The organism is Nonomuraea insulae (assembly GCF_042656245.1).
The window spans coordinates 24507-49345 of sequence record NZ_JBHSPA010000009.1 but is presented as its reverse complement, the minus strand read 5'-3'; the positions used below and the strand labels follow the sequence as shown (position 1 = coordinate 49345).

The 24839-nt window shown below is 70.8% G+C and carries 24 protein-coding genes; 11 read left to right on the top strand and 13 right to left on the bottom strand.

What is annotated here, in order from left to right:
* Nucleotides 1–22 precede the first annotated feature (22 nt).
* Nucleotides 23–1462, bottom strand: a complete 1440-nt coding sequence (locus tag ACFPZ3_RS06315) for a tetratricopeptide repeat protein (protein ID WP_379512992.1) — start codon at nucleotides 1460–1462, stop codon at nucleotides 23–25.
* On the opposite strand from ACFPZ3_RS06315, the gene ACFPZ3_RS06310 reads away from it, so the two are divergent.
* Both ACFPZ3_RS06310 and ACFPZ3_RS06305 read left to right on the top strand, forming a co-directional pair.
* Nucleotides 1424–2629, top strand: coding sequence for a hypothetical protein (locus ACFPZ3_RS06310; protein ID WP_379512991.1), 1206 nt, complete (start codon nucleotides 1424–1426; stop codon nucleotides 2627–2629). The two genes, ACFPZ3_RS06315 and ACFPZ3_RS06310, sit on opposite strands and share 39 nt — an antisense overlap.
* Nucleotides 2551–3450, top strand: coding sequence for an RHS repeat-associated core domain-containing protein (locus tag ACFPZ3_RS06305; RefSeq protein ID WP_379513084.1), 900 nt, complete (start codon nucleotides 2551–2553; stop codon nucleotides 3448–3450). The genes ACFPZ3_RS06310 and ACFPZ3_RS06305 overlap by 79 nt, the downstream gene beginning before the upstream one ends.
* Before the next feature lie 5 nt (nucleotides 3451–3455).
* On the opposite strand, the gene ACFPZ3_RS06300 is transcribed toward ACFPZ3_RS06305, so the two are convergent.
* Together ACFPZ3_RS06300 and ACFPZ3_RS06295 are read right to left on the bottom strand one after the other, a co-directional pair.
* Nucleotides 3456–3944, bottom strand: coding sequence for a MarR family winged helix-turn-helix transcriptional regulator (locus ACFPZ3_RS06300; protein ID WP_379512990.1), 489 nt, complete (start codon nucleotides 3942–3944; stop codon nucleotides 3456–3458).
* A complete protein-coding gene (locus ACFPZ3_RS06295; RefSeq protein ID WP_379512989.1) occupies nucleotides 3941–5419 on the bottom strand; it encodes an MFS transporter in 1479 nt (492 codons plus the stop codon). The genes ACFPZ3_RS06300 and ACFPZ3_RS06295 overlap by 4 nt, the downstream gene beginning before the upstream one ends.
* A 167-nt stretch (nucleotides 5420–5586) precedes the next feature.
* Here ACFPZ3_RS06295 and ACFPZ3_RS06290 point away from each other — a divergent pair, with 167 nt between their 5' ends.
* The 3 genes from ACFPZ3_RS06290 (at nucleotide 5587) to ACFPZ3_RS06280 (ending at nucleotide 7765) form a co-directional block, all read left to right on the top strand.
* Nucleotides 5587–6093 (top strand): pyridoxamine 5'-phosphate oxidase family protein, encoded by a 507-nt coding sequence (locus ACFPZ3_RS06290; RefSeq protein WP_379512988.1) that lies wholly within the window; start codon nucleotides 5587–5589, stop codon nucleotides 6091–6093.
* A gap of 112 nt (nucleotides 6094–6205) precedes the next feature.
* On the top strand, nucleotides 6206–6613 hold the full coding sequence (locus ACFPZ3_RS06285; protein WP_379512987.1) for a YciI family protein: 408 nt from the start codon (nucleotides 6206–6208) through the stop codon (nucleotides 6611–6613).
* A 6-nt stretch (nucleotides 6614–6619) separates the two neighbouring features.
* A complete protein-coding gene (locus ACFPZ3_RS06280; RefSeq protein WP_379513083.1) occupies nucleotides 6620–7765 on the top strand; it encodes an RNA polymerase sigma factor in 1146 nt (381 codons plus the stop codon).
* Between the two features lie 37 nt (nucleotides 7766–7802).
* On the opposite strand, the gene ACFPZ3_RS06275 is transcribed toward ACFPZ3_RS06280, so the two are convergent.
* Nucleotides 7803–8237 carry an ester cyclase gene (locus ACFPZ3_RS06275; protein WP_379512986.1) on the bottom strand — a complete coding sequence of 145 codons (435 nt, stop codon included), beginning with the start codon at nucleotides 8235–8237 and terminating at the stop codon, nucleotides 7803–7805.
* 164 nt (nucleotides 8238–8401) lie between these two features.
* Entirely contained in the window at nucleotides 8402–9304 is a 903-nt protein-coding gene (locus tag ACFPZ3_RS06270; RefSeq protein ID WP_379512985.1) for a LysR family transcriptional regulator, read from the bottom strand.
* Nucleotides 9305–9409: 105 nt separating this feature from the next.
* Between ACFPZ3_RS06270 and ACFPZ3_RS06265 the strand changes: the two genes are divergently transcribed.
* Nucleotides 9410–9856 (top strand): hypothetical protein, encoded by a 447-nt coding sequence (locus ACFPZ3_RS06265; RefSeq protein ID WP_379512984.1) that lies wholly within the window; start codon nucleotides 9410–9412, stop codon nucleotides 9854–9856.
* Nucleotides 9849–11447, top strand: coding sequence for a multicopper oxidase family protein (locus ACFPZ3_RS06260; protein WP_379512983.1), 1599 nt, complete (start codon nucleotides 9849–9851; stop codon nucleotides 11445–11447). Before ACFPZ3_RS06265 ends, ACFPZ3_RS06260 begins: the two co-directional genes overlap by 8 nt.
* On the opposite strand, the gene ACFPZ3_RS06255 is transcribed toward ACFPZ3_RS06260, so the two are convergent.
* From ACFPZ3_RS06255 to ACFPZ3_RS06240, 4 genes are all read right to left on the bottom strand, one after another.
* The gene (locus ACFPZ3_RS06255) at nucleotides 11440–12570 is read right to left on the bottom strand and encodes an FAD-dependent oxidoreductase (RefSeq protein ID WP_379512982.1); all 1131 of its coding nucleotides are present in this window, start codon (nucleotides 12568–12570) and stop codon (nucleotides 11440–11442) included. The two genes, ACFPZ3_RS06260 and ACFPZ3_RS06255, sit on opposite strands and share 8 nt — an antisense overlap.
* Nucleotides 12571–12686: 116 nt before the next feature.
* Nucleotides 12687–13661 carry an Lrp/AsnC family transcriptional regulator gene (locus tag ACFPZ3_RS06250; RefSeq protein ID WP_379512981.1) on the bottom strand — a complete coding sequence of 325 codons (975 nt, stop codon included), beginning with the start codon at nucleotides 13659–13661 and terminating at the stop codon, nucleotides 12687–12689.
* A 111-nt stretch (nucleotides 13662–13772) separates the two neighbouring features.
* Nucleotides 13773–14357 carry a lytic polysaccharide monooxygenase auxiliary activity family 9 protein gene (locus tag ACFPZ3_RS06245; protein ID WP_379512980.1) on the bottom strand — a complete coding sequence of 195 codons (585 nt, stop codon included), beginning with the start codon at nucleotides 14355–14357 and terminating at the stop codon, nucleotides 13773–13775.
* A 292-nt stretch (nucleotides 14358–14649) separates the two neighbouring features.
* Nucleotides 14650–15120: a carboxylesterase family protein gene (locus ACFPZ3_RS06240; protein ID WP_379513082.1), complete on the bottom strand. Its 471-nt coding sequence runs from the start codon at nucleotides 15118–15120 to the stop codon at nucleotides 14650–14652.
* A gap of 149 nt (nucleotides 15121–15269) precedes the next feature.
* Here ACFPZ3_RS06240 and ACFPZ3_RS06235 point away from each other — a divergent pair, with 149 nt between their 5' ends.
* Nucleotides 15270–15995, top strand: a complete 726-nt coding sequence (locus ACFPZ3_RS06235) for a dienelactone hydrolase family protein (RefSeq protein ID WP_379512979.1) — start codon at nucleotides 15270–15272, stop codon at nucleotides 15993–15995.
* Between the two features lie 10 nt (nucleotides 15996–16005).
* Here ACFPZ3_RS06235 and ACFPZ3_RS06230 read toward each other — a convergent pair whose 3' ends face one another.
* On the bottom strand, nucleotides 16006–18747 hold the full coding sequence (locus ACFPZ3_RS06230) for an AAA family ATPase (RefSeq protein WP_379512978.1): 2742 nt from the start codon (nucleotides 18745–18747) through the stop codon (nucleotides 16006–16008).
* 178 nt (nucleotides 18748–18925) lie between these two features.
* Here ACFPZ3_RS06230 and ACFPZ3_RS06225 point away from each other — a divergent pair, with 178 nt between their 5' ends.
* On the top strand, nucleotides 18926–19858 hold the full coding sequence (locus ACFPZ3_RS06225) for an MBL fold metallo-hydrolase (RefSeq protein WP_379512977.1): 933 nt from the start codon (nucleotides 18926–18928) through the stop codon (nucleotides 19856–19858).
* Nucleotides 19855–21342 carry a carboxylesterase/lipase family protein gene (locus tag ACFPZ3_RS06220; protein ID WP_379512976.1) on the top strand — a complete coding sequence of 496 codons (1488 nt, stop codon included), beginning with the start codon at nucleotides 19855–19857 and terminating at the stop codon, nucleotides 21340–21342. The genes ACFPZ3_RS06225 and ACFPZ3_RS06220 overlap by 4 nt, the downstream gene beginning before the upstream one ends.
* A gap of 72 nt (nucleotides 21343–21414) precedes the next feature.
* Here the strand turns inward: ACFPZ3_RS06220 and ACFPZ3_RS06215 are convergent, their stop codons facing one another.
* Nucleotides 21415–22452: an aldo/keto reductase gene (locus ACFPZ3_RS06215; protein ID WP_379512975.1), complete on the bottom strand. Its 1038-nt coding sequence runs from the start codon at nucleotides 22450–22452 to the stop codon at nucleotides 21415–21417.
* Nucleotides 22453–22579: 127 nt separating this feature from the next.
* On the opposite strand from ACFPZ3_RS06215, the gene ACFPZ3_RS06210 reads away from it, so the two are divergent.
* Complete coding sequence (locus ACFPZ3_RS06210) at nucleotides 22580–23170, top strand: TetR/AcrR family transcriptional regulator (RefSeq protein ID WP_379512974.1); 591 nt, start codon at nucleotides 22580–22582, stop codon at nucleotides 23168–23170.
* Here the strand turns inward: ACFPZ3_RS06210 and ACFPZ3_RS06205 are convergent.
* Together ACFPZ3_RS06205 and ACFPZ3_RS06200 are read right to left on the bottom strand one after the other, a co-directional pair.
* The gene (locus ACFPZ3_RS06205) at nucleotides 23167–23982 is read right to left on the bottom strand and encodes a carbohydrate ABC transporter permease (protein ID WP_379512973.1); all 816 of its coding nucleotides are present in this window, start codon (nucleotides 23980–23982) and stop codon (nucleotides 23167–23169) included. The two genes, ACFPZ3_RS06210 and ACFPZ3_RS06205, sit on opposite strands and share 4 nt — an antisense overlap.
* 2 nt (nucleotides 23983–23984) lie before the next feature.
* Nucleotides 23985–24839 (bottom strand): carbohydrate ABC transporter permease (locus ACFPZ3_RS06200; protein WP_379512972.1); only part of this gene is annotated, 855 nt, incomplete at its 5' end.

The window sequence follows — 24839 nt, the reverse complement described above, 5'->3', positions numbered from 1 at the left end:
ACCTCCAAGCCGGCGGCGGGCGTCAGGAGTTTCCTGGCGAGCTTCGCGGTACCCGCCGGGATTCCGCCTCGGGAGCGTCCAGCGCGGAGAACAGCGCCAGGGCGGTCCTGGCGTGCTCGGCGGAGCGCTCGCCGTCTCCCAGGTCGTCGTGGGCGTGGGCGAGGTTGCGGTGTGCCCGGGCCTGCTCCATCCGGTTGCCGAGGTCGGTCGCCAGCGCGAGCGCGTCCCGATAGTGGGTCAGAGCCTGCTCGGCCTGCCCGGACACCTGGACGATCTCACCGATCCAGTTGAGCGTCTCGGCCTCCAGGACACGCTCACCGGTGCCGCGGCTGAGCTCGAGCGCGTGATGGAGGTTCTCCAGCGCGCGTTCGTGGTGACCCATCCGGCCCTGGACCAGTCCGAGGTGGGCGATGGCCGCCGCCTCGCCCGCACGGTTGCCGATCTCGCGATGGATGGCGATGGCCTGCTCCAGATGTTCCGCGCCGCGCTCGGGTGAGCCGAGCTGGCCGTGCACGTAGCCGAGGCCGTCCAGGGAGTGACCTTCGGTGGCGCGGTCGCCGACGTTCCTGCTGACGGTGAGCGCCTGGGTGAGCGGTTCGAGCGCCTGCTGGTAGTAACCCCAGCGCCAGTACGCGACCGCGAGGTTGTTCAGCGCGATTCCCTCACCGACCCGGTTGCCCACCTGCCGCTGCAGGTTCAGTGCCTGCCTGCTCTCCTCGACGGCGCGGGCGCAGAGACCCTGCCGCAGGTGGATGGCGCTCAGCGCGGTGTGGGCGTACGCCTCGCTGACCCAGTCGCTTATCCGATGGGTGACCTGGAGGGCGGACTCCAGGCAGCTGATCGCCTCGGCGTAGCGGGCCAGCCGCCAGTACCCGGCGCCCAGGTAGATCAAGATTCCGGCTTCGCCGGGCAGATCGCCGACCTGACGGCTGAGGTCGACGGAGCGGCTCAGGTAGTCGATCGCCTCCTCGTTGCGGCCCAGCCGCCAGTGCACGGTGCCCAGCTGGCCCAGCGCCCGCGCCTCTCCCGCCGGATCACGGCCGCGGGTCGATTCCAGGGCCAGGGTGTGCAGGTGCAGAGCGTCGGTGTAATGGCCGTGGTCGTCGAGGTAGCGCCACAGGAACGCCGACAGATGACTGGTGTGGTCCGGCCAGCCGCCCCTGGCCGCGAGTTCCGCGCACCTGAGCAGGGTGGACAGCTCGGTCCGCAACCACCGGACCGCGGTGTCGGCCTCGGTGAACGGCGGCGACGTCGCCGGCGGCGGCAGCCGGGGGCGGCGGATCTTCTCGTGCGGCGCGATCACGTCCATCGCGGCCGCCGCGGTGCGCGTGTAGTGGTCCAGCAGCCGCCTCTGGGCGGCCCGCCGTTCCGTCTCCCGCACCTGCTCGTCCACGAGCGCGGCGGAGTGGGAGCGGAGAAGATCGTGCAGGTGATAGCGGCCGGGCACGGGCTCGGCGATCATGTTGACCTGCAGCAGCCCGTCCAGTGCCCGGCGTTCAACGCCGCCCGGTGGATGCTCGACCTCAAGGCCGCGGTGACCCGGTACGCCAACGCCTCCTGCTCCGGGGCCGAGGTGTCGCGGCAGGAGGTCGCCTACGACGGCCAGGGCTTCGGCGCCGCCCCTCTCATCGGGGACAGGACGACCATCCGTACGAAGATCAACAGCAGCCCGGCCTGGGCCACCACCAAGAACACCTACGACGCCCTCGGCCGGCCGCTGGCCGTGACCGACCCCAACGGCCACACGCTGACCACCACGCACACCCCCGGTGAGCGGTATCCGGTGACGACCACGGTCACCAACCACCTGGGACACACCAGGACGACCGAATGGAACCGGCCCAGGCAGACCGCCCGGGCGGAGATCGACGCGCGGGGCAGGAGGACCTCCTACGAGCATGACGCGCTCGGCCGCCTCATCTCCGCGCGCAACCCCACCGAGCAGGCCCAGGACTCGCCGGCGTCGGCCGAGTTCACCTACCTCATCGATCCGGGCAAGGCGGCTCCGGCGATCGTACGTTCCCGCATGCTGCAGGACACGACCCGCTACGTCGACAGCTGGACCGTCTACGACAGCTTCCTGCGGGAGAGGCAGGCGCAACGACTGTCGCCGGAAGCGGGCAAGGCGCTGATCACCGACACCACCTACGACAACCGCGGGCTGACATCCGCGGTCTCGCGGCCCGAGGCGGTCGCCGGGACGGCGGGACAGTCGATCCTGCCCGCCCCGTCCGCCGGGTGGGCCAACGACACGGTCACCGGATACGACGAGCTGCGCCGCCCCATCTGGGTCATCGAGCGCGCCTCCGGTGCCTACCGGTCCTCCACGGTGACCGAGTACACCCACGACACCGTCAAGAACACCCCGCAGCCGGCGGCGGGCGGCGTGATCAGGTCCACGGCCGACGCCTATGGGCGCACCGTGCGCGTCGAGGAGCTCGACGGCTCGTCCTGGCGGCCCACGACCTACGGCTACGACGCCGCCGACCGGCTCGTGTCGGCCACCGACCCGGGCTCAACTTCCTCAACGCCCGCTACTACGACCCCGTCATCGGCAGGTTCATCTCACCCGATCCGGTCTTCCGGCAGGAGGTGCCGCAGTCGCTCAATCCCTACGCCTACGGCCTGAACAACCCCGCCGCCTTCGCCGACCCCTCAGGGCTCGACGCCTGCGACACCCCCGACTGCGGGGAAGGCCCGGTGACCGCCCCGTCGGCCAAGGACAAGGTCAAGGACAAGAAGAAGGCCAAGAAGGCCGCCAAGATCGTCCCCAAGGGGGGCGGGCCGAGCCAGCAGGGCACCCGCACCCTGCCGGAGGCGACCGTGGACGCTATGAACAAGGCGGCCCACGACCTGCTCAACGGGGAATGGTCGGGCCGGGGAATATGCGGCAGCGTCTCCGGGCCCTCCTTCTTCCCCAAGATCGGCGGAGAGCACGACGGCTGCTTCCTGGCCACGGAGGAGAACATCGGCACCGTGCAGTCCTTCTCCGACATCGCCGTCACCAGCCCGGGCTGGGCCGCCGCGGTCTCGGTGATGAGCACCAACGCGACCAACGTCAAGGACATCTCCGGTTGGGGCGTGTGCGCCGGCGGCGGCGCGTACAGTCTGTCGACCACGGTCTGCGCCAGCCTCAATCCCGACGACCTGTCGCCCACCGGAGTCTTCGTCGTCCTGCCCGGGGTGGCGACCAGCGGCGGGGCCTGGGTCTCCTTCGGCTGGACCAGGACCACCGAGATCATGAGAACGCCCGCACCGGTGCGGAAGCTGCTGGAACACAACGCCAGGGGCACCTCCTTCATCCTCAGGTTCTGGGCCTGCCAGAACGACATCTCCTGCGGGCTCGGAGCGCTCGACGACTTCCTCAATCCCAACGAGTCCGTGGAGATGGCACCGGGACCGATGCCCGGCGAGCCGGGCTTCGAGGATTCAGGCGGTGAGCTCGCCTGACCGTCTCACCCGGCCGATCCGCCCGGCCCCGCAGTCTCGGCGGGTGACTGAAGCTTGGCCATGATCCGGTCGAGGGCGGCCAGCTCCGCCGGCTCCAGCGCCAGCAGGGAGCGCGGCGGCCGGGCCAGGATGCGTTCGGCCTGCTCGGCGGCGGCGGCGCCGTCCGGGGTGAGGGTCACGAGCTTGGAGCGGCGATCGTCGGGATGCACACTGCGCTCGACGTAACCGCGCCGCTCCAGGTCGTCCACGACCAGCGTGGTGTACGGCTTCTCCGTGGTGAGGCGGGCGGTCAGCTCGCGCATGGTGAGCGGGCCGCCCAGCAGGCAGCGCAGCGCCTTGGCCCGGAAGAAGCTCACGCCGAGCGTGTCGGCGACCTCCTTGCGGCGGTCTTCCTGCTTCAGTACGAGGAAGCACATGGCCGCCCAGGAACGGGCGACCGCGTCCGCGTCCTGGACGGCCTCGCCGGTTTCGCTGTCCTTCGTCGCATCGATCATGCGGTGTCCGCCGTCCTGTGGATGAGCCGCTCCGTCGTGTGCTCGGCGGTGCGCCTGGCCCAGCGGCTTGTGGTGAGGATACCGAGCACCAGCACGACCGCGCCCGATGCCGTGCCGATCCACCAGCCGATGTGGCTGGCCTGCGGGAAACCCGTACGCCATGGTCCCTGAACGGCGGCGGCGACGAGCGACCCGAGCACCGCGACGCCGAGTGCCTGGCCGATCTGGCGGCTGGTGGAGGTCACGGCGGCGGCGACCCCGGCCTGGGCGAGCGGCATGCCGGAGACGGCGGTGTTCGTGATAGGGGCGTTGACCATGCCGAAGCCGAGCCCGAAGAGCACGTACGAGACCATGAGCTGCCACATCGGGGTGTCGGCGGTGAGCCCGGTCAGGATCAGCGCGCTCGCGGACATGGTGGTGCCGGCGATGATCAGTGGCACGCGCGGTCCGGCGCCGCCGACGATCCGCCCGGACAGCGGCGCGGCCACCACCGTCAGCCCGGCCATCGGCAGGGTCAGCAGCCCGGCGTGCAGCGCGGAGAAGCCGAGGACGTCCTGCAGGTAGAGGGTGTTGAGGAACAGGAACCCGCCGAGCGAGGCGAACGCGCAGATCGCGATGACCGTCGCCCCCGCGAAGGGAATGCTGCGGAAGAACCTCGGGTTGATCAGCGGTTCCGCCCGTCTCAGTTCGTACGGGATGAGCAGCGCCAGCGCCAGCGCGGCAGCCCCGCAGCAGGCGATGGTCTGCACCGAGCCCCACCCGGCGGACGGCGCCTCGATGACACCGTAGGTCAGCCCGGCGAGCAGCACGATGACCAGCAGTTGCCCGACGGGATCCATCGGGCGGGCACGCGGGGCGCGCGACTCGGGCACGAACAACGCGCACAGGACGAGCGCGGCCAGCCCCACGGGAATGTTGATCCAGAAGATCGTCTGCCAGGTGCCCAAGCCGACCAGTGCCCCGCCGATCACGGGCCCCAGCGCCATGCTGATCCCGACCACGCCGCCCCACACGCCGATGGCGCGTGCCCGCTCCCTCGGCTCGGTGAACGTGTTCGTGATGATCGACATGGCGACCGGGTTGAGCATGGAGCCGCCGACGGCCTGCAATGCCCGCGCGGCGACCAGCCAGCCGAGGCTCGGTGAGAGCGAGCACATCAGGGAACCCAGCGTGAACAGAACCAGGCCCGTCTGGAAGGTGCGGCGCCGCCCGAACCTGTCTCCGGTCGAGCCGGAGAGCATGAGCAGGCTGGCCACCACGACCGTGTAGACGACGATGATCCACTGCAGGCCGGAGACGGAGGCGTGCAGGTCGCGCTGCATGGCGGGCAGGGCGACGTTCACGATCGTGTTGTCCAGGCCGACGATGAACAGGCTCAGGCAGCAGATCGCGAGGATGAGCATCCGCCGTCGGCGGTTCGGTCCGGGCGGCGAGGTCTCCTCGAGGGCGGAGACGCTCCCATTGGTTATTGGCACATAACAATTATATCCATGGAACTAATTGTCCCAGGCTCCGGGTCGGAGGGCCTCGGTAGTGGTGCGCGGAGCGGTGAGAGCAGGTCCGGGAAATCAGCACGCTTCCGGATGTCGAGAATGTGGCGCCGGCTCCGTCCCAGGGACACGAGCGATCGACGATGAGAGGAATGACCGTGGAACCGCACGAGATCACCGAGGTTCTGAACCGACCGATCAGCCGGGAGTTGCTGGCCCGTGACCTGACCCGGTTGGCCTACGTCGCGAAGGACGGCACCCCCCGCAATATCCCGATCATCTTCACGTGGAATGGTTCGGAGATCGTCGTGTGTTCTCCGAAGAACGCTCCGAAGCTGGCGAGTCTGCGTGAGAATCCGGCGGTGGCGTTGACAATCGACACGGAGTCGCATCCGCCGAAGATCTTGTTCATTCGTGGTCTGGCTGAGCTGGACTATGTGGATGGTATTCCGCAGGAGTATCTCAAGCAGACCAGTACTTATGAGATGACGCCTGAGCAGCGGGTGGAGTGGGAGGTGGAGATTCGTTCGCTGTATCACGACGGTATGGTCCGGATCGTCGTGACGCCGACGTGGGTGAAGCTGATCGACTTCGAGACGACGCTGCCGAGCCCGGTGGAGGAGCTGATCCGGCAGCGGGAGGAGCGCCGGGGCGCCTGAGCGCCGCGCGCTCGCCCACACCTCGACCGGGAAAATGTCGAGAACCCGCTCGCGGCTTCGTCCCCGAAGTGAGCACAGCCATAATGGGCCGTACCGCAATGAGGAGAACACGATGGCCAAATATCTGCTGCTCAAGCACTACCGGGGCGCGCCGGCAGCGGTCAACGACGTGCCCATGGACCAGTGGACGCCGGAGGAGGTCACGGCCCACGTGCAGTACATGCGGGACTTCGCCGATCGGCTCGTGGGCACCGGCGAGTACGTCGACGGCCTGGAGCTCTCCCCGGAGGGCACGTTCGTCCGCTACGACGGAGAGGGGCGGCCGCCGGTCACCGACGGCCCGTTCGCGGAGACCAAGGACCTGATCGCCGGCTGGATGGTGATCGACGTCGAGACCTACGAGCGGGCAATCGAGCTGGCCGGCGAGTTGTCCGCGGCCCCGGGCGCGAGCGGGAAGCCGATCCACGAGTGGCTGGAGGTTCGCCCGTTCCTGACCGCGTCCCCGACCATCACGGAGTGACGCGTGCTGGACGAGGACCTGCTGCGGCCCCTCACCCCCACCGTGATCGGCATCCTCGTCCGTCGCGGAGCCGACTTCGCGGCGGCCGAGGATGCCGTGCAGGACGCCCTGGTCGAGGCCGTGCGCGTGTGGCAGGACGACCCGCCGCGGGACGCCAAGGGCTGGCTGGTCACCGTGGCCTGGCGCAAGTTCCTCGACGCCGCTCGCGCCGACACCTCCCGGCGGAACCGTGAGGTACGCGTCGAGGACGAGCCCGTGCCCGGCCAGGGCGAGGCGGTGGACGACACGCTCCAGCTGTACTTCCTGTGCGCGCATCCGTCCCTGACACCGGCCTCGGCCGTCGCGCTCACGCTGCGCGCGGTCGGCGGCCTGACCACGCGTCAGATCGCGCGGGCCTACCTCGTGCCGGAGGCGACCATGGCCCAGCGGATCAGCAGGGCCAAGCGGGCCGTCGCGGGCGTCCGGTTCAACCAGCCCGGTGACGTCGCCACCGTGCTGCGCGTGCTCTACCTGGTCTTCAACGAGGGCTACTCCGGCGACGTCGACCTCGCCGCCGAGGCGATCCGGCTCACTCGCCAGCTCGCGGCCAGGACCGGCCACGAGGAGGTCGCGGGCCTGCTCGCGCTCATGCTGCTGCATCACGCCCGGCGCCCGGCACGGACCGGCCCCGACGGCAGGCTCGTGCCTCTCGCCGAGCAGGACCGCGGCCTGTGGAACACCCGCCTGATCGCCGAGGGCGTCGACGTGCTCCAGGCGGCCCTCGCCCGCGACCGCCTGGGCGAGTTCCAGGCCCAGGCCGCCATCGCCGCGCTGCACGCCGACGCCCAGACGGCCGATGAGACCGACTGGGTGCAGATCGTCGAGTGGTACGACGAACTGGTGCGCCTCACCGGCAGCCCGGTGGCCCGCCTCAACCGGGCCGTCGCCGTCGGTGAGGCCGACGGCCCGCGGGCCGGCCTGGCCGCCCTGGCAGGGCTCGACCCCGCCCTGCCCCGCCACACCGCCGTCGTGGCGTACCTGCACGAGCGTGACGGTGACCCGGTGACCGCGGCACGGCTCTACGCCGAAGCGGCCCGATCGGCGCCCAGCCTCCCCGAACGCGACCACCTCACGCGTCAGGCCGCACGGCTCAACGCGCGGCTCCGCGGTTGATCGACTCGGGGAGCGGGCTCGATCCGGCGAACGGGGCTTACGCCGGGAGGTGGCCGAGTTGCTGCAGTTGTGAGTAGACGTCGACGACGCCCCAGAGGTCGGTGATCTGACCGTCGGCGAAACGGGCGATGAAGATCTCGTGGTAGGTGACGGATTTGCCGGTCGGGGGCATGCCCCGATATTCGCCGGAGTTGGTCCCGGTGACCGTCTGCCGAGTGACGATCTTGTCTCCCTCGACGATCAGGTCCTCGACCGTTACGTGAATGTCGGGGAAGGCGCGCAGGAGAATCTCCCAGATGCGCTTTTGCGCCTGCACCGCGGTCACGTCGGTCACCTGCGCCGTGTGGAACCGCGCGTCCGGGTGAATGAACTCGTCGACCGCCTTCGAGATGATCTCCAGATCGCCGCTGTTGATGGCGTCGTGAAAGCGGTGGTACGTCTCCTTGTTGCGTGTTTCCTGGGTTGTTGACATGTCGCCTCTCCTCGGATCGAAAGGGTGTGGTCACAGATGCCGGTGAAAGCGGCGTCCCGGCAATGACGGCAGGACAGCCACGCGGTCACGTGCGTGCTGCCTTACATCGGTATGACGACACAGCCCTGCGCAATGTGAGGCGACCCGCCGGCCTCGCCCTCCGGTCATCCGCGTTTCTCCCCCGGTTCGCCGGTGGTCCAGTTCCAGCCGGTGATCGTGGTGCGCATCAGGCGGGCGGCGGTCGACAGGTGGTTGTCGGCGCCCCAGAGCAGGGTGAGCGCGCGGCGGCAGTCGGGGCTGTCGACGGCGATCCAGACGAGAGGGGCACGGGTGGTGGAACGCCGTGCGATGCCGGGGACGAGCCCGATGCCGAGTCCCGCGCCGATCAGGTCGGCGATGGCGCTGGGCTCGTCGCTTTCGCAGACGATCTTCGGTGTGAGGCCCCTGGCGGCGAACAGCCGATCGAGAAGCCGGCGTATCCAGTGCCCCCTGCGGGCGGTGATGAAGGGCTGATCGGCGATTTCGTCGATGCTCACCGAGGCGCGGCCGGCCAGCGGATGATCGAACGGCATGGCCACTCCCACCGCGTCGTCGAGCAGCAGAACCGACTCCAAGCCCTCGGCCTGGATCGGCTGTGAGGCGACACACAGGTCCACGTCCTGGGCCCGCAGGCGGCGGGCCATGTCCTCGGCGGGCGTCCAGTGAAGCTCGATCTCGATGTCGGGATGGGCTCGCTTGTAGGCCGCCAGCGGTCCGGTGAGGGTGAGGAACGTCTCCGAGGCCAGTCTCACGGTGCCCACACCCCCGCTGGAGGCCTCGGCGACGGCGCGCCGTCCCGCGTCGAGTTCACCGAGGGAGCGTTCGACGTGATCGCGGAAGAGCTTGCCCGTGTCGTTCAGCCGGAGCCGGCCGCCGCGGTCGAACAGCGGCGCGCCCAGCTCGCTCTCCAACCGGGCGATGGTCCGGCTCAGCGAGGGCTGGGCGACGCGCAGCTCGTCGGCCGCGCGGCTGAGGTGTTCGAGCCGTGCCACCACCAGGAACTGCCTGAGCGTGTTCAGCTCCATCATGTCTCCCGATGCATAACACCATAGCAATATTGATCTTAGACAAGATAACGACTGAGCCATAGTGTCGAGGCCGTTTGCACGTCGAGAACAGAGTGAGGAGGCCTCATGCGCACCGCGCATCGGATGACACCCACGAAAGGGACACCCACGAAAGGGACACCCACGGAATGGACGCTGCGGGCGGTCGTCAGCGCGCACGTGGTGGCGATCGCCGGCCAGCCGGTGTTCGCCGGGGTGTATCTGACCGGTGACTTCGACAGCCTGCGCTGGCACGCGGTCGGCGCCGACGTGGTCACCTCCATCGGCTACCTGCAGGTGATCGTGGCGATCGTCGTGTGGGTCCGGTTGCGTCAGGTCTGGCCGTTCCTGGCCACGGTGAGCGTGGTGGCGGCCGAGACGGTGCAGTACTTCGCCGGGTTGGGCGGCGCGCTGTGGCTGCACATCCCGCTGGGGGTGATGACCGTCGTCGCCCTCGTCGTGCTGTTCATCGCCGTCTGGCGCCAACCCTTGCCGCGGCGGCCGCGTGCGCGCCAGGAGGAACGCGATGCGTGAGCATGATGCCCGTGGCATGACCCGGCGCCGGGTGCTGGGCGTCGGCGGGGCGCTCGGGCTGATGGCGGCCACCGGGCTGTCAGCCTCGGCCGCCCTGGCCCGCAGGCCGTCGATCACCGGTGCCGAGTTGCGCAGCGCCGTGCCGCTACCGCCGCCTTTCCAGGTGCCGCTGCCGATTCCCTCCGTGCTGACGCCGGTCAGCACCGCGGGCGGGGCCGACCGTTACGCGATCACCCAGCGCGCGGCGAGTGCGGAGATCCTGCCCGGAGTCAGGACGCCGCTGTGGACCTATGCGGGCACCTTCCCCGGGCCGACGATCGAGTCGCGCCGCGGCCGGCCGGTCACCGTGACGCACCGCAACGAACTGCCCGTGCCGACCGTCGTGCACCTGCACGGCGGTCGGACCCCGGCAGCGTCCGACGGGTATCCCACCGACCTGGTCCTGCCCGAGGGCCGGGAGGCCACCACGCACATGGGGCACGACTCCGCGCACGGCATGCACGATCCGCGGGCGGTGGTGACCGAGCTGACGCGCGACTACACCTTCCCGCTGGACCAGCGGCCGACGCTGCTGTGGTACCACGACCACCGGATGGACTTCACCGCGCCCGCGATCTGGCGCGGCCTGGCCGGGCTGCAGATCGTCCGCGACGATGCCGAGGAGGCCCTCGGCCTGCCCTCGGGGCCGCGTGAGCTGCCCCTCATGATCGCCGACCGGGCGTTCGCCGCCGACGGCGGCCTCGCCTATCCCGCCCTCGACCCCACCCTGCGTGAGCGGCCGGGCGTGAGCGAGCCGTACCTCGCCGGCGTCCTCGGCGATGTGATCCTGGTCAACGGCGCCCCCTGGCCCGTGCACGAGGCCGACGCGGCCCGCTACCGGCTGCGTGTCCTGAACGCCTCGAACGCCCGGCACTACGAGCTCGAAGCGGTCACCGACGACGGGCACCGGCTCGATCTCGTCCAGATCGGCGCCGATCAGGGCCTGCTCGCGACACCGGTCACCCACAAGGTCCTGCCGATCGCGCCCGCAGAACGCTACGACGTGATCATCGATTTCTCCGGCGTCCCCATCGGCAGCCGCGTGAGGATCGTGAACGGGCTCGGCTCGGGCCGTACCCGCGACGTGATGGCCTTCCGCGTCGCACGCAAGGCCACCGACGACAGCCGCATCCCGCGCACGCTCTCCCACGATCTGCCGGCCTGGCGCAGGTCGGACGCCGTCAGGGTGCGCGACTTCTCCTTCCGCACCGGGCGGATGCACGGTGGTCACGGGTGGCTGATCGGCGGGCTGCCGTTCGACCCCGCCCGCTCCGATGTCACCGCCGGTCTGGGCGACGTCGAGGTGTGGCGGATGGTCGCCGACGTCCATCATCCCGTCCACCTGCACCTGGTCGGCTTCCAGGTGCTCTCCCGCAGCGGCCGGCCGCCGCTGCCGCACGACGCGGGCCTCAAGGACACCGTCTCACTCCGGCCCGGCGAATCGGTGGAGATCATCACCCGCTTCGACGGCTATCGCGGCCGTTACCTCTTCCACTGCCACAACGCCGAACACGAGGACATGGGCATGATGGCCAACCTTGAGGTCATCTGAGGTCGGTGACCTCCGGCAGGGGATCCTGGCCGAGGAAGCGGTGGCCGTTGCCGGCGGAGCGGCGTACGGCGGCGAACCCGTAATCGATCATCGCGGTCTCGTACGCGTGCAGGGCGGACACGACCGGGCCGCCGTCGCGCAGGGCTCTCGCCAGCGTGGCGGCGTCGCGCAGGGCGGTGTTGGCGCCGACGCCGCCGGCCGGGCTCATCGCGTGGATGGCGTCGCCGAGCAGGGTGACGGTGCTCGTGGGCCACGGATCGACGGGCACGCTGGTGCGCAGGACGGCGGGGAAGATGCCGGCCGGATCCCAATGCTCCACGATCCGGCGGACGCGGGGGTGCCAGCCGTCGATCAGGTCCAGCACCATGGCACGCAGGCGCTCGCCGGACATCTGGAGCAGGTCGGCGTCGGTGCCGGGCAGGTGCTCAAGGCGAGAGCCGAAGCTGCAGGTCATGTACGCCAGGTGCGGCGTCTCCACCGGCGCCACTCCGACGAAGGCCTGGTTGGGGCCGACGATGGCGGTGAACACGTTGAACATCTCCGCGGTGAACAGTTCGCGGGTCTGGTCGTTCAGCGGGATGATGCCGTACAACTGGCGCAGACCGGTGTCCACGACCTGGGCGTGCGGCAGGAACTGGCGCCGCACGACGGAGTTCACCCCGTCGGCACCCACCAGCACATCACCGCTCGCGGCGCTGTCGTCGGCGAAATGGGCGGTGATCCTGCCGTCGGGCCCGGTCGTGTATCCGGTGCATCGCCGGCCGAAGGCGACCACGTCCTCCAGCCCGGTCAGGAGGGTGCGGCGCAGGGTCAGCCGGTCGACCGCCAGTGGCTCGGACTCCTCATCGGATTCGACCGTCCATCGGTGGTTGAGCTGGTCGTCGAGGAACACCGACCGTGGGCCGGGCCGCCCCGAGGTATCCAGGAACGACCGCCACCGCTGGGGCGGCAGGGCGTCGCGCAGTGCGCGCCGGCCGTCCGCGTCGATGTGGAGGCGATACCCCTGGTGGCGGAGGATCGGTGTCGCGTCCCGCTCATGGACCGAGACGCTGATGCCGTCCTGGCGTAGCCGCTGGGCCAGGCACAGGCCGCCGAGTCCGGCACCGATGACGAGTACATGCATGATCGTGGCTCCCTTCTGTCGTGACCACACTCGGCGCGGAACACCGCCCACGCCGAGCCGGACTCAGGGAGCTGCTCACTTTCCGCCACAGATGGCATGGTTCAAGGCGATTTCCGTCACCGCAGGACGGCCCCGGCTCGCTTCACCGTCCGGATCAACGGTGCGGTTTCGATGTGCCGGACAGCCTTCAACTTCCCGATCCTGTCGGTCAGATATCGATAGAGGTCGCGGGAGTCCCGGCAGGCGACCCCGGCGAAGAGGTTGGCCGGGCCGGTGGTGGCAGCCGCCACGGTGACCTCCGGATGATCGGCGAGAGCTTCCCCCACGGCGGCGAGCTTGGAGGGTTTCACCGACATCCAGAGGAACGCCTCGGCCTGGTAGCCGAGTAGCCCAGGCGAGATATCGACGTCGGAGTAGAGCGCCCCGCTCTGCCACAGGTGGGCCAGGCGCCGCCGTACCGTCGACTCCGACCAGCCCGTGACCGCCGCCAGGTCGGCACAGGGAAGGCGCGCATCCTTGGAGAGCGCTTCCACCAGGGCATGGTCCTCCTCGTCGACGACGATCGGGACATCACCCCCGGGAGGCGGGACGGGCGTTCGCCGCAGGTGCTCGATCTGCTCATCGGAGAGCACTCGCAGCCCGGCCCATCCGGTGGGCCCGCCGGTGAACATGTGCAGCGTGCGATGCGCACTGACAGAGGTCACCTGCCGGGTCCGCGGCAGCTTCTCCAGCAGGAGCGCGTCGTGTTCCGCCGCCGTCCGGGTCAGCGTGCCGCAGGCGATCTCCGTGGCCCCGGACAGCAGGCTCACCCAGGCGGTGTCGGGACGACGCGCCAGAGCCGTGGCGAGCGGAAGGCTCGCGTCCGGAGCGCACCGCACGCGGATCGCCCAGGAGACATGGTCGAGCCGCAGCCCGTCGACCACGCCGACGACGCGGAGAATCCCCGCCGACCGCAATCGCCGGTAGCGGCGGGCAATCGTGTTCTCCGAGACGCCGAGCACCTCACCGATCCTGCTGAACGGTGCTCGGCCATCGATCTGCAACGCGTGCGCGAGAGCTCGATCCAGCGGGTCGAGCGCGACGGATTCCACCCGGCGAGGCTACTGGGTGACGGATGCCGGTCGGCGCTTGAAACGTGATCTCGGAAGCCCCGCCTCCTGCGGGGACTTCCGAGATCACGCATCCAGGTTCCAGAGAGCGTTCTAGGTGAGGTCGAGGTCGATGACCTGGTAGAAGGCGTTGGGGGTGTCGGCGACCTCCCACACCGCCAAGAGCACGTGGTAACCCGAGCGGTCCTCGGGCAACGGGACATGGTGGACGGTCGGGTCGGCCGGCAGGAGATCGTGCTCCCAGAACGGTTGCTCGTTGTTCTGGAAGGTGGCGATCGGCTCGGCCGGGAACTGGGCCCGTGCCAGCGGCTTTTCCGGGTTCCACCCGTCGGTGGTGAGGAAGTAGCTGAAACGGCGAGTCTTGTGCGGGGCGTGGAAGTGCCAGACGACCTCCAGCGTTTCGCCCGCGCGTACCGGATGCTTGTCCCAGTCTGCCCGGGGCTCGTCGAGCACGGCGGCGAAAGCCTGTCCGGCGCTCGCGATCCTGCCGTCGGCCGGCGGCTCGGCGTTGGCGACGTCGTCGGGCGCGAACGGGTCGCTCAGGCCCGAGTGCAGCGCCGGGAAGAACTTCCCCGCCTCCAGGCCGGCGGCCTGCCACGGCTCCAGGTAGAGACTGGCTCGGGACGGCGGGCTGGACACTCCACCATGCCGCGGCTGCGGGGACACGTGTGAAGGCATGCTTCCTCCTGGGTGATGCGCATGGAGGGGGCATGAATGCCCTTCCTCCGCTATGTCACCCACCGTAATCATTCGGATGCGACCTGGACCGACCTTCCTCGCCCAGCTCAGCGTCAAGATCCGCCCATGACCGCACCTCGGCGGAACGGGACAGTCACCTCTCGCCGTATCGCAGCCTGGGACCACGTCAGGCGAGTCTGCCGGCCTGGTCCTGCAGAGCTGTCACCATCGCCTGTGCCTGGGCGGGAGGGCGCGGCCTGCTCAGGCGCCGCCGCCGTAGCGGCCCCGCCGCCTACGACGCCTCCAACAGATCGAACGGGGCCAGCTCGTGCCCGTCCCAGATGCGTCTGGACGACTCGTGCGCGTACGGCGCCGTGGTGGGAGGAGCGGCTGAGAAGGTGTGGGTGCATCGCTCGCCGGAGCGGTAGGCGGGCCAGCCGGGAGCGCCGGTGGAGGCGAAGGTCGTCCATGCCGTCCTGAACCGATCGGCCACGGCCAGGGTCTCGGCCGTCGGCTCCCCCTCCCCGAACATCGCCCGCCCGCCGGGGCTGTCGTAGGAGCCGAACAGCAGCGGCACGTCAAGGCTGTGGCAGGCGCCCAGAATCCCGCCGAGGCCGGGCGCGGGCCAGGTCAGCTCGCACAGGTAAGTGGTGCCGCCCGCGGACGCGTGGGCCTCGGCCAGCCGCTGCGTCGGCACGCGGAACAGGGCGTCCCCGTAGACGGCCTCGAACAGGTCCTGCTGTTCAGTGGCGGCTGCCGTGATATCTTCGACGGCGCCGTGCAGCAGTAGGACTGAAGGAGGTGAGACCGATCAACGTTGTCATGACAGATCGGGGCTCCCTCCTGTGCATGGTCTAGGGAGCGCCCGCACAAGGCACCCCCGAAAGGCTTCGAAACGCTATGCGCTTCAGCTTGACCGATCAGACGTCGGCCGACGGCGTCACCGAACAGTCCTTCACCCTCGGTGAGATCACCGGTGTGCTGTTCACGCCGCAAGGCACCACCGGCCCCCGCCCGCTGATCCTGATGGGACACGGCGGTGGCCAGCACAAGAAGGCTCCCGGCGTCCTGGCCCGCGCTCACCGGTTCGCCGCCGAAGGACGTTTCGCCGTTGCCGCGATCGACGCCCCCAACCACGGCGACCGGCCGAAAGATGAACAGTTCATCCAGTTCGCGGCGGACATGCGGGCTCGCATGGCCGCCGGTGAGAATCCCACCGGGCAGGTCGCGGCCATGCACGATCTGCTGGCCGGGCGGGCCGTCGCCGACTGGCAGGCCGCTCTGACCGCGGTCCAGGAGCTCGACCAGGTGGGCGCCGGCCCGGTCGGCTATTGGGGTGTCTCGATGGGTTGCGGGCTCGGTGTGCCGCTGCTCGCCGCCGACTCCCGGATCCGCGCCGCGGTGCTGGGCCTGCTCGGCGTGCACGGGCTGGCCACACCCGCCGCCCGGGTCACCGTGCCGGTACAGTTCCTGCTCCAATGGGACGATTCCCTGGTGCCCAGGGACCAGGCCCTGGCGCTCTTCGACGCCCTGGGTTCCACCGACAAGACGCTGCACGCCAACCCCGGCGACCACGGGGGAGTCCCCGCGTTCGAGACCGGCGACGCGCTGCGGTTCTTCGCCCGGCACCTCGGCTGAGGCCACCGGCTCATGGCTGACGACGCGCCGGCCGGGGCCCGTTCCCGGCCGGCGTCTCCAGCACGTCGCGCAGTTGGGAGCGGGCGGTGATGCCCAGCTTGGGGAAGGAGCGGTAGAGGTGGGAGCCGACGGTGCGCGGCGACAGGAAGAGCCGTTCGCCGATCTCGCGGTTGGTCAGGCCGCGGGCGGCGAGCCGGACGATCTGCTGCTGTTGCGGGGAGAGTCCGGCGAAGGCGCCGGGATCCGGCGTGCCGGCGTCGAGGCCGGCGGCCCGCAGTTCGGCCTGCGCGCGTTCGGTCCACGGCCGCGCGCCCAGGCGGCGGAAGGTGTCGTACGCGGTGCTGAGGAACGGCCGCGCCTCAGCGATCCGGCGTCGGCGGCGCAGCCATTCCGCGTACTCCAGCAGAGCCTGCGCGTGTTCGAAGGGCCGGCGTTCCAGGGCGGGGTCGGCCAGAGCGGCCAGGAAGCCGGGCTCGGCCCGCTCGGGTTCGGCCAGCAGCGCTCGGCTGCGGTGGAGCAGGCCCCGCAGGCGGGGCGAGCCGCCGCGGTCGAGGGTTCGGGCCGCGCGCTCGACGATCTCGACCGCCTCGGCGCGGTGGCCGCTGCGCGCGGCGGACTCGGCCAGCTCCGGCAGCGCCGGGTAGGAAGCGTGGTAGTGGGCGGGGTCGCCGTGGGCATCGAAGACCTTGCGCGCCTGCTCGTAGGCGGCCCCGTAGTCGCCTTCCGCCATGGCGGCGGCGGCCAGGGCGCGGCGCGCGTACACGGCGACCGATCGGCTCTCCAGCGGGTCCACGAGGCGCAGCGCCTCGTCGGCGAGCGCGCGGGCGCCGGCCGCGTCCCCCTGGGAGGCCACGACCATGGCCTCGATGGCGTGTGCGCACGCGGCGGCATGGTCGAGTGCCGTCGCGGCGGGCAGGGCGGACAGCTCGGCGCAGACCGCCCTGGCCTGGTCCCAGCGGCCGTACTCGAAGTAGGCCAGCGCGACGACGCCGCCCAGCCCGTCGGGGAGCGGCCCCGCGGTGCGCCACGACTGTACGGCCTCGTCGAACGTGCGGACGGCCAGCGCGGTCTCGTCCAGCACCCAGGCCGCGATGGCGAGCGCGGCCTGCTGTTCCGGGTGGCCCGTGGCCGCGGCGATCAGGTCCGGCAGCGGGGGCGCGAGCTCGCGCCCGCCACCGAACGGGTCCGAGACGATGCGCGCCCAGTCCGCAGGCGCTCCGGCCGGCAGGCGCTGAAGGATCCGGTCGATCTCCCGCCGCTGGGACTCCTCGCCCGAGTAGAAGCGCAGCACGGCGGCGGCGGCGAGCGCGTCGAGCGCGATGGCGGGGTGCGTGGCCGCCAGGTCGCCGGCGAGCGCGGCCAGCCCGGCGAAGGCGGTGGCGTGCTGCCTGGTCAGCGCGGCGAGCCGGCCGACGTGCAGGGAGACGGTGGCGAGCACGACGGGGTCGTCGGTACGGGCGCGGGCCCGGCCGGCGAGCTCCTCCACCCAGGACAGGTCCCCGGTGAAGACGGCCAATCCGGCCGCGTCCGCCAGCAGCCGGGCGCTGTCGTCGCGGGCGGGACGCAGCTCCGCCGCGCGGGCCAGCGCCTTGGCCGCCGCCGCGTAGCCACCCCGCCCGCGTGCCCGGCCGGCCGTCTGTTCGAGGGCCGCTGACACCTCCGCGTCCGGGTGCGGGGTCGCGGCGGCGAGATGCCAGGCGCGGCGGTCAGGTTCGTCGCGCAGCGCGCCGGCCAGCGCGCGGTGGGCCTTCACGCGGGCGTCGAACGGCGCGGCATGGTAGATCGCGGAGCGGATCAGCGGGTGGCGGAACCGCAGGTGGCGGCCGGTGCCGCGGATCAACCCGGACTCTTCGAGGGCGGGCCAGGCCTTCTCGTCGGCGTCGGGCAGCAGCGCCAGGACGGCGTCCGGCGGATCCTCCACGTCGGCGGCGGCCAGCAGCAGCAGGGCACGCCGGCCGGCCTCGGGCAGCCGGGCCACCTGGGCGGCGTAGATGGCTTCGAGCCGCTCGCCGACCGGCAGGGGGCCGTGCTCTCCTCGGTGGAGATCGGTGTGTCCGGCCAGTTCGAGCAGGGCCAGCGGGTTCCCGCCGGCCTGGTCGAGGACACGTTCCCTGATCCTGCCCGTCAGGCCGGGCGAGAGCAGCCGCCGGGACGCCGCGTCGCCGAGCGGGCCCAGCGTGAGCGTCGGGAATTCCTCGCCGAAACCGGCATCGCCGTCGCGTATGGCGGCCAGCACAGTGACCGGGTCGTCGTCGAGCCGCCGGGCGGCGAAGGCGAGGGCGTCGGCGGAGGCGGAGTCGATCCACTGGGCGTCGTCGAGCACGACCACGAGCGGCGCCCGCTCGGCCACCTGAGACAACAGGGTCAGGACCGCGACACCCGTCAGCAGCGGATCAGGTGTGCCGGGCACGAACCCGAAGGCTCCCAGCAGTGCCCGGCGCTGCCTGTCCGGCAGGCCGGACGCCTCGTCCAGCACCGGCCGCAGGAGCTGGTGCAGGCCCGCGAAGGCCAGGTATCTCTCGGACTCGCGACCGTTCGCCCGCAACACCCGGCGGCCTGCCGCCTCGGCGCGGCGGGCCGCGTACGCCAGCAGCGTGCTCTTGCCCATCCCCGCGGCTCCGGACAGGATCAGGACCCGGCCGCCACCGGAGGCGTCCATCACCAGTGCGGAGAGCCGCTCGATCTCGGCGCCCCGCCCGACGATCGCGTCGCGGTGCGCGGTGGCGCGCGAGGCGGGCGCCAGCTCGTCCACAGGCCCTCCAGAACGTCGTCGCAGGTCCGTGCCCTCCTTTCTGCCACGGTAGCAGCGCGCCGGCCCCGCGAAGGATGCAGTCACCTGACGCATACCGCCGGCCCCGGACGGCGGCGCATGATGAGCGGGCGGCGGTTCCCGCCGCACTCATCACCCCTCATTTGATCAAGGGATACTCATGCTCACCGATAAGATCACTCTGGGTGACGTCGAGATCACGCGGGTCTGGGAGTACTTCGGGCCCGTCGCGATGACGCCCCAGGCGTTCTTCCCAGAAAGCTCGCCACGCACCTGGGAGGAGCACTCCTCCTGGCTTGAGCCACACTTCGTGGACCCCGAGACCCGAATCGTCAACTCCGCGATCCAGACCTGGCTGGTACGCAGCGAGGGCGGGAACATCCTGATCGACACCGGGGTCGGCAATCACAAGGAGCGGCCCTACTCGCCGGTCTGGAGCCGCCTCGACACCGATTTCCTGGGCAACCTGGCCCGCGCCGGCGTACGGCCCGAGGACGTGGACCTCGTGGTGAACACCCACCTCCACGTGGACCACGTCGGCTGGAACACCTACCTGGCCGGCCGCACCTGGGTGCCGACCTTCCCCAACGCCACCTACCTCCTCCCCAAGGCCGACTTCGACTTCTGGAACCCGGCCAACGAGCACAAGCCGCTGCTCGGGCGGGGCAACCAGAACGTGTTCGAGGACAGCGTCGCCCCCGTCCACGAGGCGGGACTGACCAGGCTGTGGGAGGACTCGCACACGATCGACGCCAACCTGCGCCTGGAGCCCGCGCCCGGCCACACTCCCGGCTCCTCCGTGGTCGTCCTCGAATCGGGCACGGACCGCGCGGTCTTCGTCGGCGACATGCTGCACAACCCCGTGCAGTTCGTGGAGCCGGACACGAACAGCTGCTTCTGCGAGGACCCGGCCGGGGCCCGAGCCACCCGCCGCAAGGTGCTCGGCTGGGCCGCCGACCGGGGCGCGCTCGTCGTCCCCGCGCACCTGGGCGGCCAGGGGGCCGTCGAGGTGGTCCGCGAAGGGGACAGGTTCGCCATCAAGGGCTGGGCGCCGTTCGCGCCGCATACCGAGATCTCGGAGGAGGCCCGATGAACCGGTACGCGGACGACACCGCCGTCACCGCTCAGGGCGCCGTGCGCGGCCTGCGCCGCGACGGGACGACCGTTTTCCTGAACATCCCGTACGCCGCCCCACCGACCGGCGCCGCCCGATTCGCCGCCCCACGACCGCACGCCCCCTGGGACGGCGTACGCGACGCCACCGAGCCGGGGCCCACCGCGCCGCAGGCCGAACGGAGGCTCGGCAGCGTGGACATGACCCCGTACTTCGGGCCGGGCTGGATCCCCGGCGAGGACTTCCTGACCGTCAATGTGTGGACGCCGGGCGCCTCCGGGGATCGCCTGCCCGTGATGGTGTTCGTGCACGGCGGCGGATTCGTGGCGGGGTCCACCCGATCGGAGATCTACGACGGCGCGGCGTTCGCCCGCGACGGGGTCGTCCTCGTGACGCTCAACTACCGGCTGGGCGTCGCGGGCTTCCTCGACCTGCCCGGGGCGCCCGCCAACCGGGGCCTGCTCGACGTGATCGCCGCCCTGCGGTGGGTACGCGAGAACATCGCCGCGTTCGGCGGCGACCCCGCCCGCGTCACGCTGTCCGGCCAGTCCGCGGGCGCCACGATCGTGGGCGGCGTGCTGGCCGCGCCCGAGGCCGGGGGATTGTTCCGGCGCGCGATCGTGCAGAGCGGCAGCGGCCTGGGCGCGTTCACGCCGGAGCAGGCCGCCCGCGTGACCCGCGCCGCGGCCCGCGCCCTGGGGGCAGAGCCTCATGCCGGCGCCTTCGCCGGCATCCCCGACCGGCGGCTCGTCGAGGTCACGTCCGAACTGTCGGGCATCGACCTGCGCACCGGGACCCACAGCGACCCGCTCATCGGGCTCTGTCCGTTCAGCGTCGTGCTCGACCGGCAGCCGGCCGAGAGCGTCGCCACCGGTCGCGGGGCGGGCGTGGACCTGCTGGTGGGCACCAACACGGAGGAGGGCAACCTCTACCTGGCGCCGTTCGGGAGCCTGTCCGCCTCGACGGCGGCGGACGTGGACGCCGCCGCGGCCCGCTCGCACCCGCGACCCGCCCGCCTCGTCGAGACCTACCGCAAGGCCAGGCCGCAGGCGTCCTTCGGGGAGCTGCGCTCGGCCATCATGGGCGACGCCCTGTTCGGCGCCGGCAGCCGGCGTCTGGCCGACGCGCACGCCGAACAGGGCGTCGCCGTCCACCGCTACTCGTTCGCGTGGCGCTCGAACGCCCTGGGCGGCGAGCTGGGCGCCACCCATGCCGTGGAGCTGCCGTTCGTCTTCGACGCCACCCACCTGCCCCGGCTGCGCGGCCCCCGGTCACTCCTCGGCCCGGACGAGCCGCCGGCGGACCTGGCCGCCCGGACGCACGCGGCCTGGGTGGCCTTCGCCACGACCGGCGACCCCGGCTGGGAGCGCTACGACACCCGCCGCCGGGCCACCATGCGCATCGACGCCGAGTGGAGCCTGGAGGACGACCCGCACGGCGACGAACTCCAGGCATGGCTCTGACGAGGGCCCTGCAGGCAGGTGGCGATGGGCTCTCGCTGGAACCGTCCGACACCACCGTGAGGAAGATCGCGACTAACGGCGGCGGCGCTTCGGGTCGGCGAGGACGGCCGCGCTGTAGCCGGCGTCGTCGGGGTTGAGGTCGGTGCCGGGCGCCACGATGCGGTCGATGCGGTCCAGGACGGCGGGTTCCAGGACGATGTCCGCGGCGCTCAGGTGGTCGCGCAGATGCTCGGCGGTGCGCGGGCCGATGATCGCCGCGGTGACCGCGGGGTGCGTGGTGACGAACGCCAGCGCCAGCTGGATGAGTGTCAGGCCCGCTTCGTCGGCGACGCGGGCGAGTTCGGTGGCGGCGTCGAGTTTGGCCTGGTTGCCCGGTACGTCCAGGTCGTAATGGGCGGAGGTGGTGCGGAAGGGCATCGTCCGGGTGCGGTGACTGGACAGCTCGGCCGCGTCGCGGCGCCAGCGCCCGGACAACCAGCCGCCGGACAGCGGACTCCAGGCGAGAACCCCCATCCGGTACGTCTCGCAGGTGGGCAGCACGTCGGCCTCGACGCCCCGGGCCAGGAGTGAGTAGGGCGGCTGTTCGCAGACGAAGCGCTCGCGCTGCCGTCGCTCGGCGGTCCACTGCGCCTGCACGATCGCCGAGGGGGCGAACGTCGAGGACCCCGCGTAGCGGATCTTGCCCGCGTGGACGAGATCGGAGAGCGCGGCCAAGGTCTCGTCGAGGTCGGTCGCGGCGTCGGGCCGGTGCACCTGGTAGAGGTCGATGTAGTCGGTGCCCAGGCGGCGCAGGCTCTCCTCGCAGGCCCGGATGATCCAGCGCCGCGAGGCGCCGCGCTCGTTGAGGCCGGGGCCCATGGGGCTCGACACCTTGGTCGCCAGGACGACGTCGTCGCGCCGTCCGGCGATCGCCTTGCCGACGATGAGCTCGGACTCGCCGCCCGCGTACACGTCGGCCGTGTCGATGATGTTGACGCCCGCGTCGAGCGCCGTGCGGATGATGCCGATCGAGTCGTCGTGATCGGGGTTTCCCCACTGCCCGAACATCATCGCGCCCAGGCAGAGCGAGCTGACGTGGACTCCTGTACTCCCCAGCGTGCGGTACTGCATGGCGTGGTGGCCCTCCTGTCATAGCGAGGAACGATCTGCTACCGTCCCCAATAAGCGGAGCCGGGTCCGCTTCGTCGTCACTCTAAGCGGACCCGGCTCCACATAGCAAACGGAGAGGAAGAAGCGCATGCCTGATCCCGCCGGCCGGCCGATCCGGGCCGACGCACGGGCCAACGAGGACAAACTGCTCGCCGCGGCAGCTCTGGCCTTCGCCCGGGACGGCGCCGCCGCGACCCTGAAGCAGATCGCGAAGGACGCGGGCGTCGGGATCGCCACCCTGTACCGGCGCTTCCCGACCCGTGAGCAACTCGTCGACGCCACCTACCGCTACGAGACGGCCCGGCTCTCCGCCCGCACCTCGGACCTCCTCGGCGAACTGCGCGCCGACCGGGCCCTGCGGGTGTGGATGTCCCAGGTGCTGGACTACCTCGCCGCCAAGCACGGCATGGCCGACACGCTCAAGACCCTCCTGCAGAGGGACGAGCAGCTGAGCTCGCAGACGCGCGAGCAGCTGACCGGCGCGATCGAGGAGTTCCGTCTCGCCGGGATCGGCCAGGGGGTGATCCGGGAGGACGTGCCCGCCTCCGACATCCTCATGAGCCTGGCGGGTGTCACCCTGGTGGCCGGGGCCGTCCACCAGCGCGTGCAGGCCGAGCGGCTGCTCGACCTGCTGATGGACGGCATCACCCGCCCGGACCGATGGCAGGCTGCGCGCTAGCCCTTGATGGCGCCCTGGGTGATGCCGCTGACGAAGCTGCGCTGGAAGATGAGGTACACGACGACGATCGGGGCGATGACGATCAGGCAGGCCGCCGCCAGCAACGGGATGTCCGTCGTGTACTGGCCGACGAAGAGCCCCAGCCCGCTCGGCGCCGTGCGCCGGTCCGGGTCCTGCATCATGACCAGCACCAGCATGAACTGGTTCCACGACCACATGAAATACAGGACGGACAGCGTGGTGACCGCGGGCCACGAGATCGGCAGCAGCACCCGTGCCAGCACCACGAGATCCCTGGCGCCGTCGATGCGCGCCGCCTCGACGAGCTCATCGGGCACGTTCGAGAAGTGCGTCTGCATCCAGTACACCCCGAACGGCATGAACAACGCCGCCTCGGCCAGGATGACGCCGACGTAGGAATTGGTGAGGCCGACCTCGCGCAGGTTGAAGTAGAGCGCCACCACGATGACCTCGATCGGCAGCGTGAGCCCCATCACGAACGCGAACGACAACGTCCGGTGCCCCCACACCTTGAGGATCGCCAGCCCGTAACCGGCGAGCGTGGCCATCACCACCGCGAGCGGCACCACGAAGAGCGCGATCAGCACGCTCGAACGCATGAGGTTGGTGAAGTTGCCCCGCTCCCAGGCGAGCGCGAACGTCTCCCACGACCAACGGTCCGGGATGCTCAGCCCATCGAGCTGCGTGCCCGAGGGATGCAGGGCGGCCAGCACGATGCCGGCGAAGGGCACCAGCACCATGACCGCCAGCAGGACGAGGACGCCGTACCGGAGACTGACACCGCCGCGCATGCTCAACTCTCATCCCTGGTGAAGTATCGGACGGCGCTGACGACGGCGACCACGATGACGGTCAGCACGACCGCCAGCGCGCTGGCGCCGCCGATGTCGCCCTCGTTGAAGGCCAGCCGGTAGACGAGCAGGCCGGGCACGTTGGTCTGACCCGCGGGACCGCCGTTCGTGGTGACGAAGACGAGGTCGAAGCTGGCCAGCGCGGCGATCGTGGTGATGACGCCGGCGACCGTGATCTCCCTGCGCACCCCGGGCACGGTGACGTGCCGGAACTGCCGCAGCGCCCCCGCGCCGTCCAGCCTGGCGGCCTCGTACAGGGAGGGGTCGATCTTCTGCGCGCCGGCCAGGAAGAGCATCATGCACAGCCCGCTCATCACCCACGTCCCGATGAGGCCGAGCGCGATCAGCGCCAGGCTGTAGTCACCCAGCCAGGCCCGGGTGATCGACCCCAGCCCCACCACGTCGAGGAGCTGGTTGACGACGCCGGACTCGCCGTAGAGCCAGCGCCAGGTGATGCCGACGGCGACGAGGGGCAGCACCTGGGGGAGGAAGAAGACGATACGGAAGAACGTCATGCCCCGGCGCACCTTGCCCATCAGGAGCGCCGTCATGAGCAGCCCGATGGCGATGGGGATGACCGAGAAGAAGACGATCAGGGCGAGGCTGTGCAGGATGGCCTCGTACAGCGCCGCATCACGAAAAATCTTGATGTAGTTGGACAGGCCTGCCCAGGACGGCGGCAGGATGCCGTCCCAGGTCAGGAGCGACAGGCGGAGCGTGTTCAGCGCCGGCCAGATGGCGAAGCCGAGGTAGACCGCGAGCGCGGGCAGCACGTAGAGCCAGCCGCGGGCCCGCCG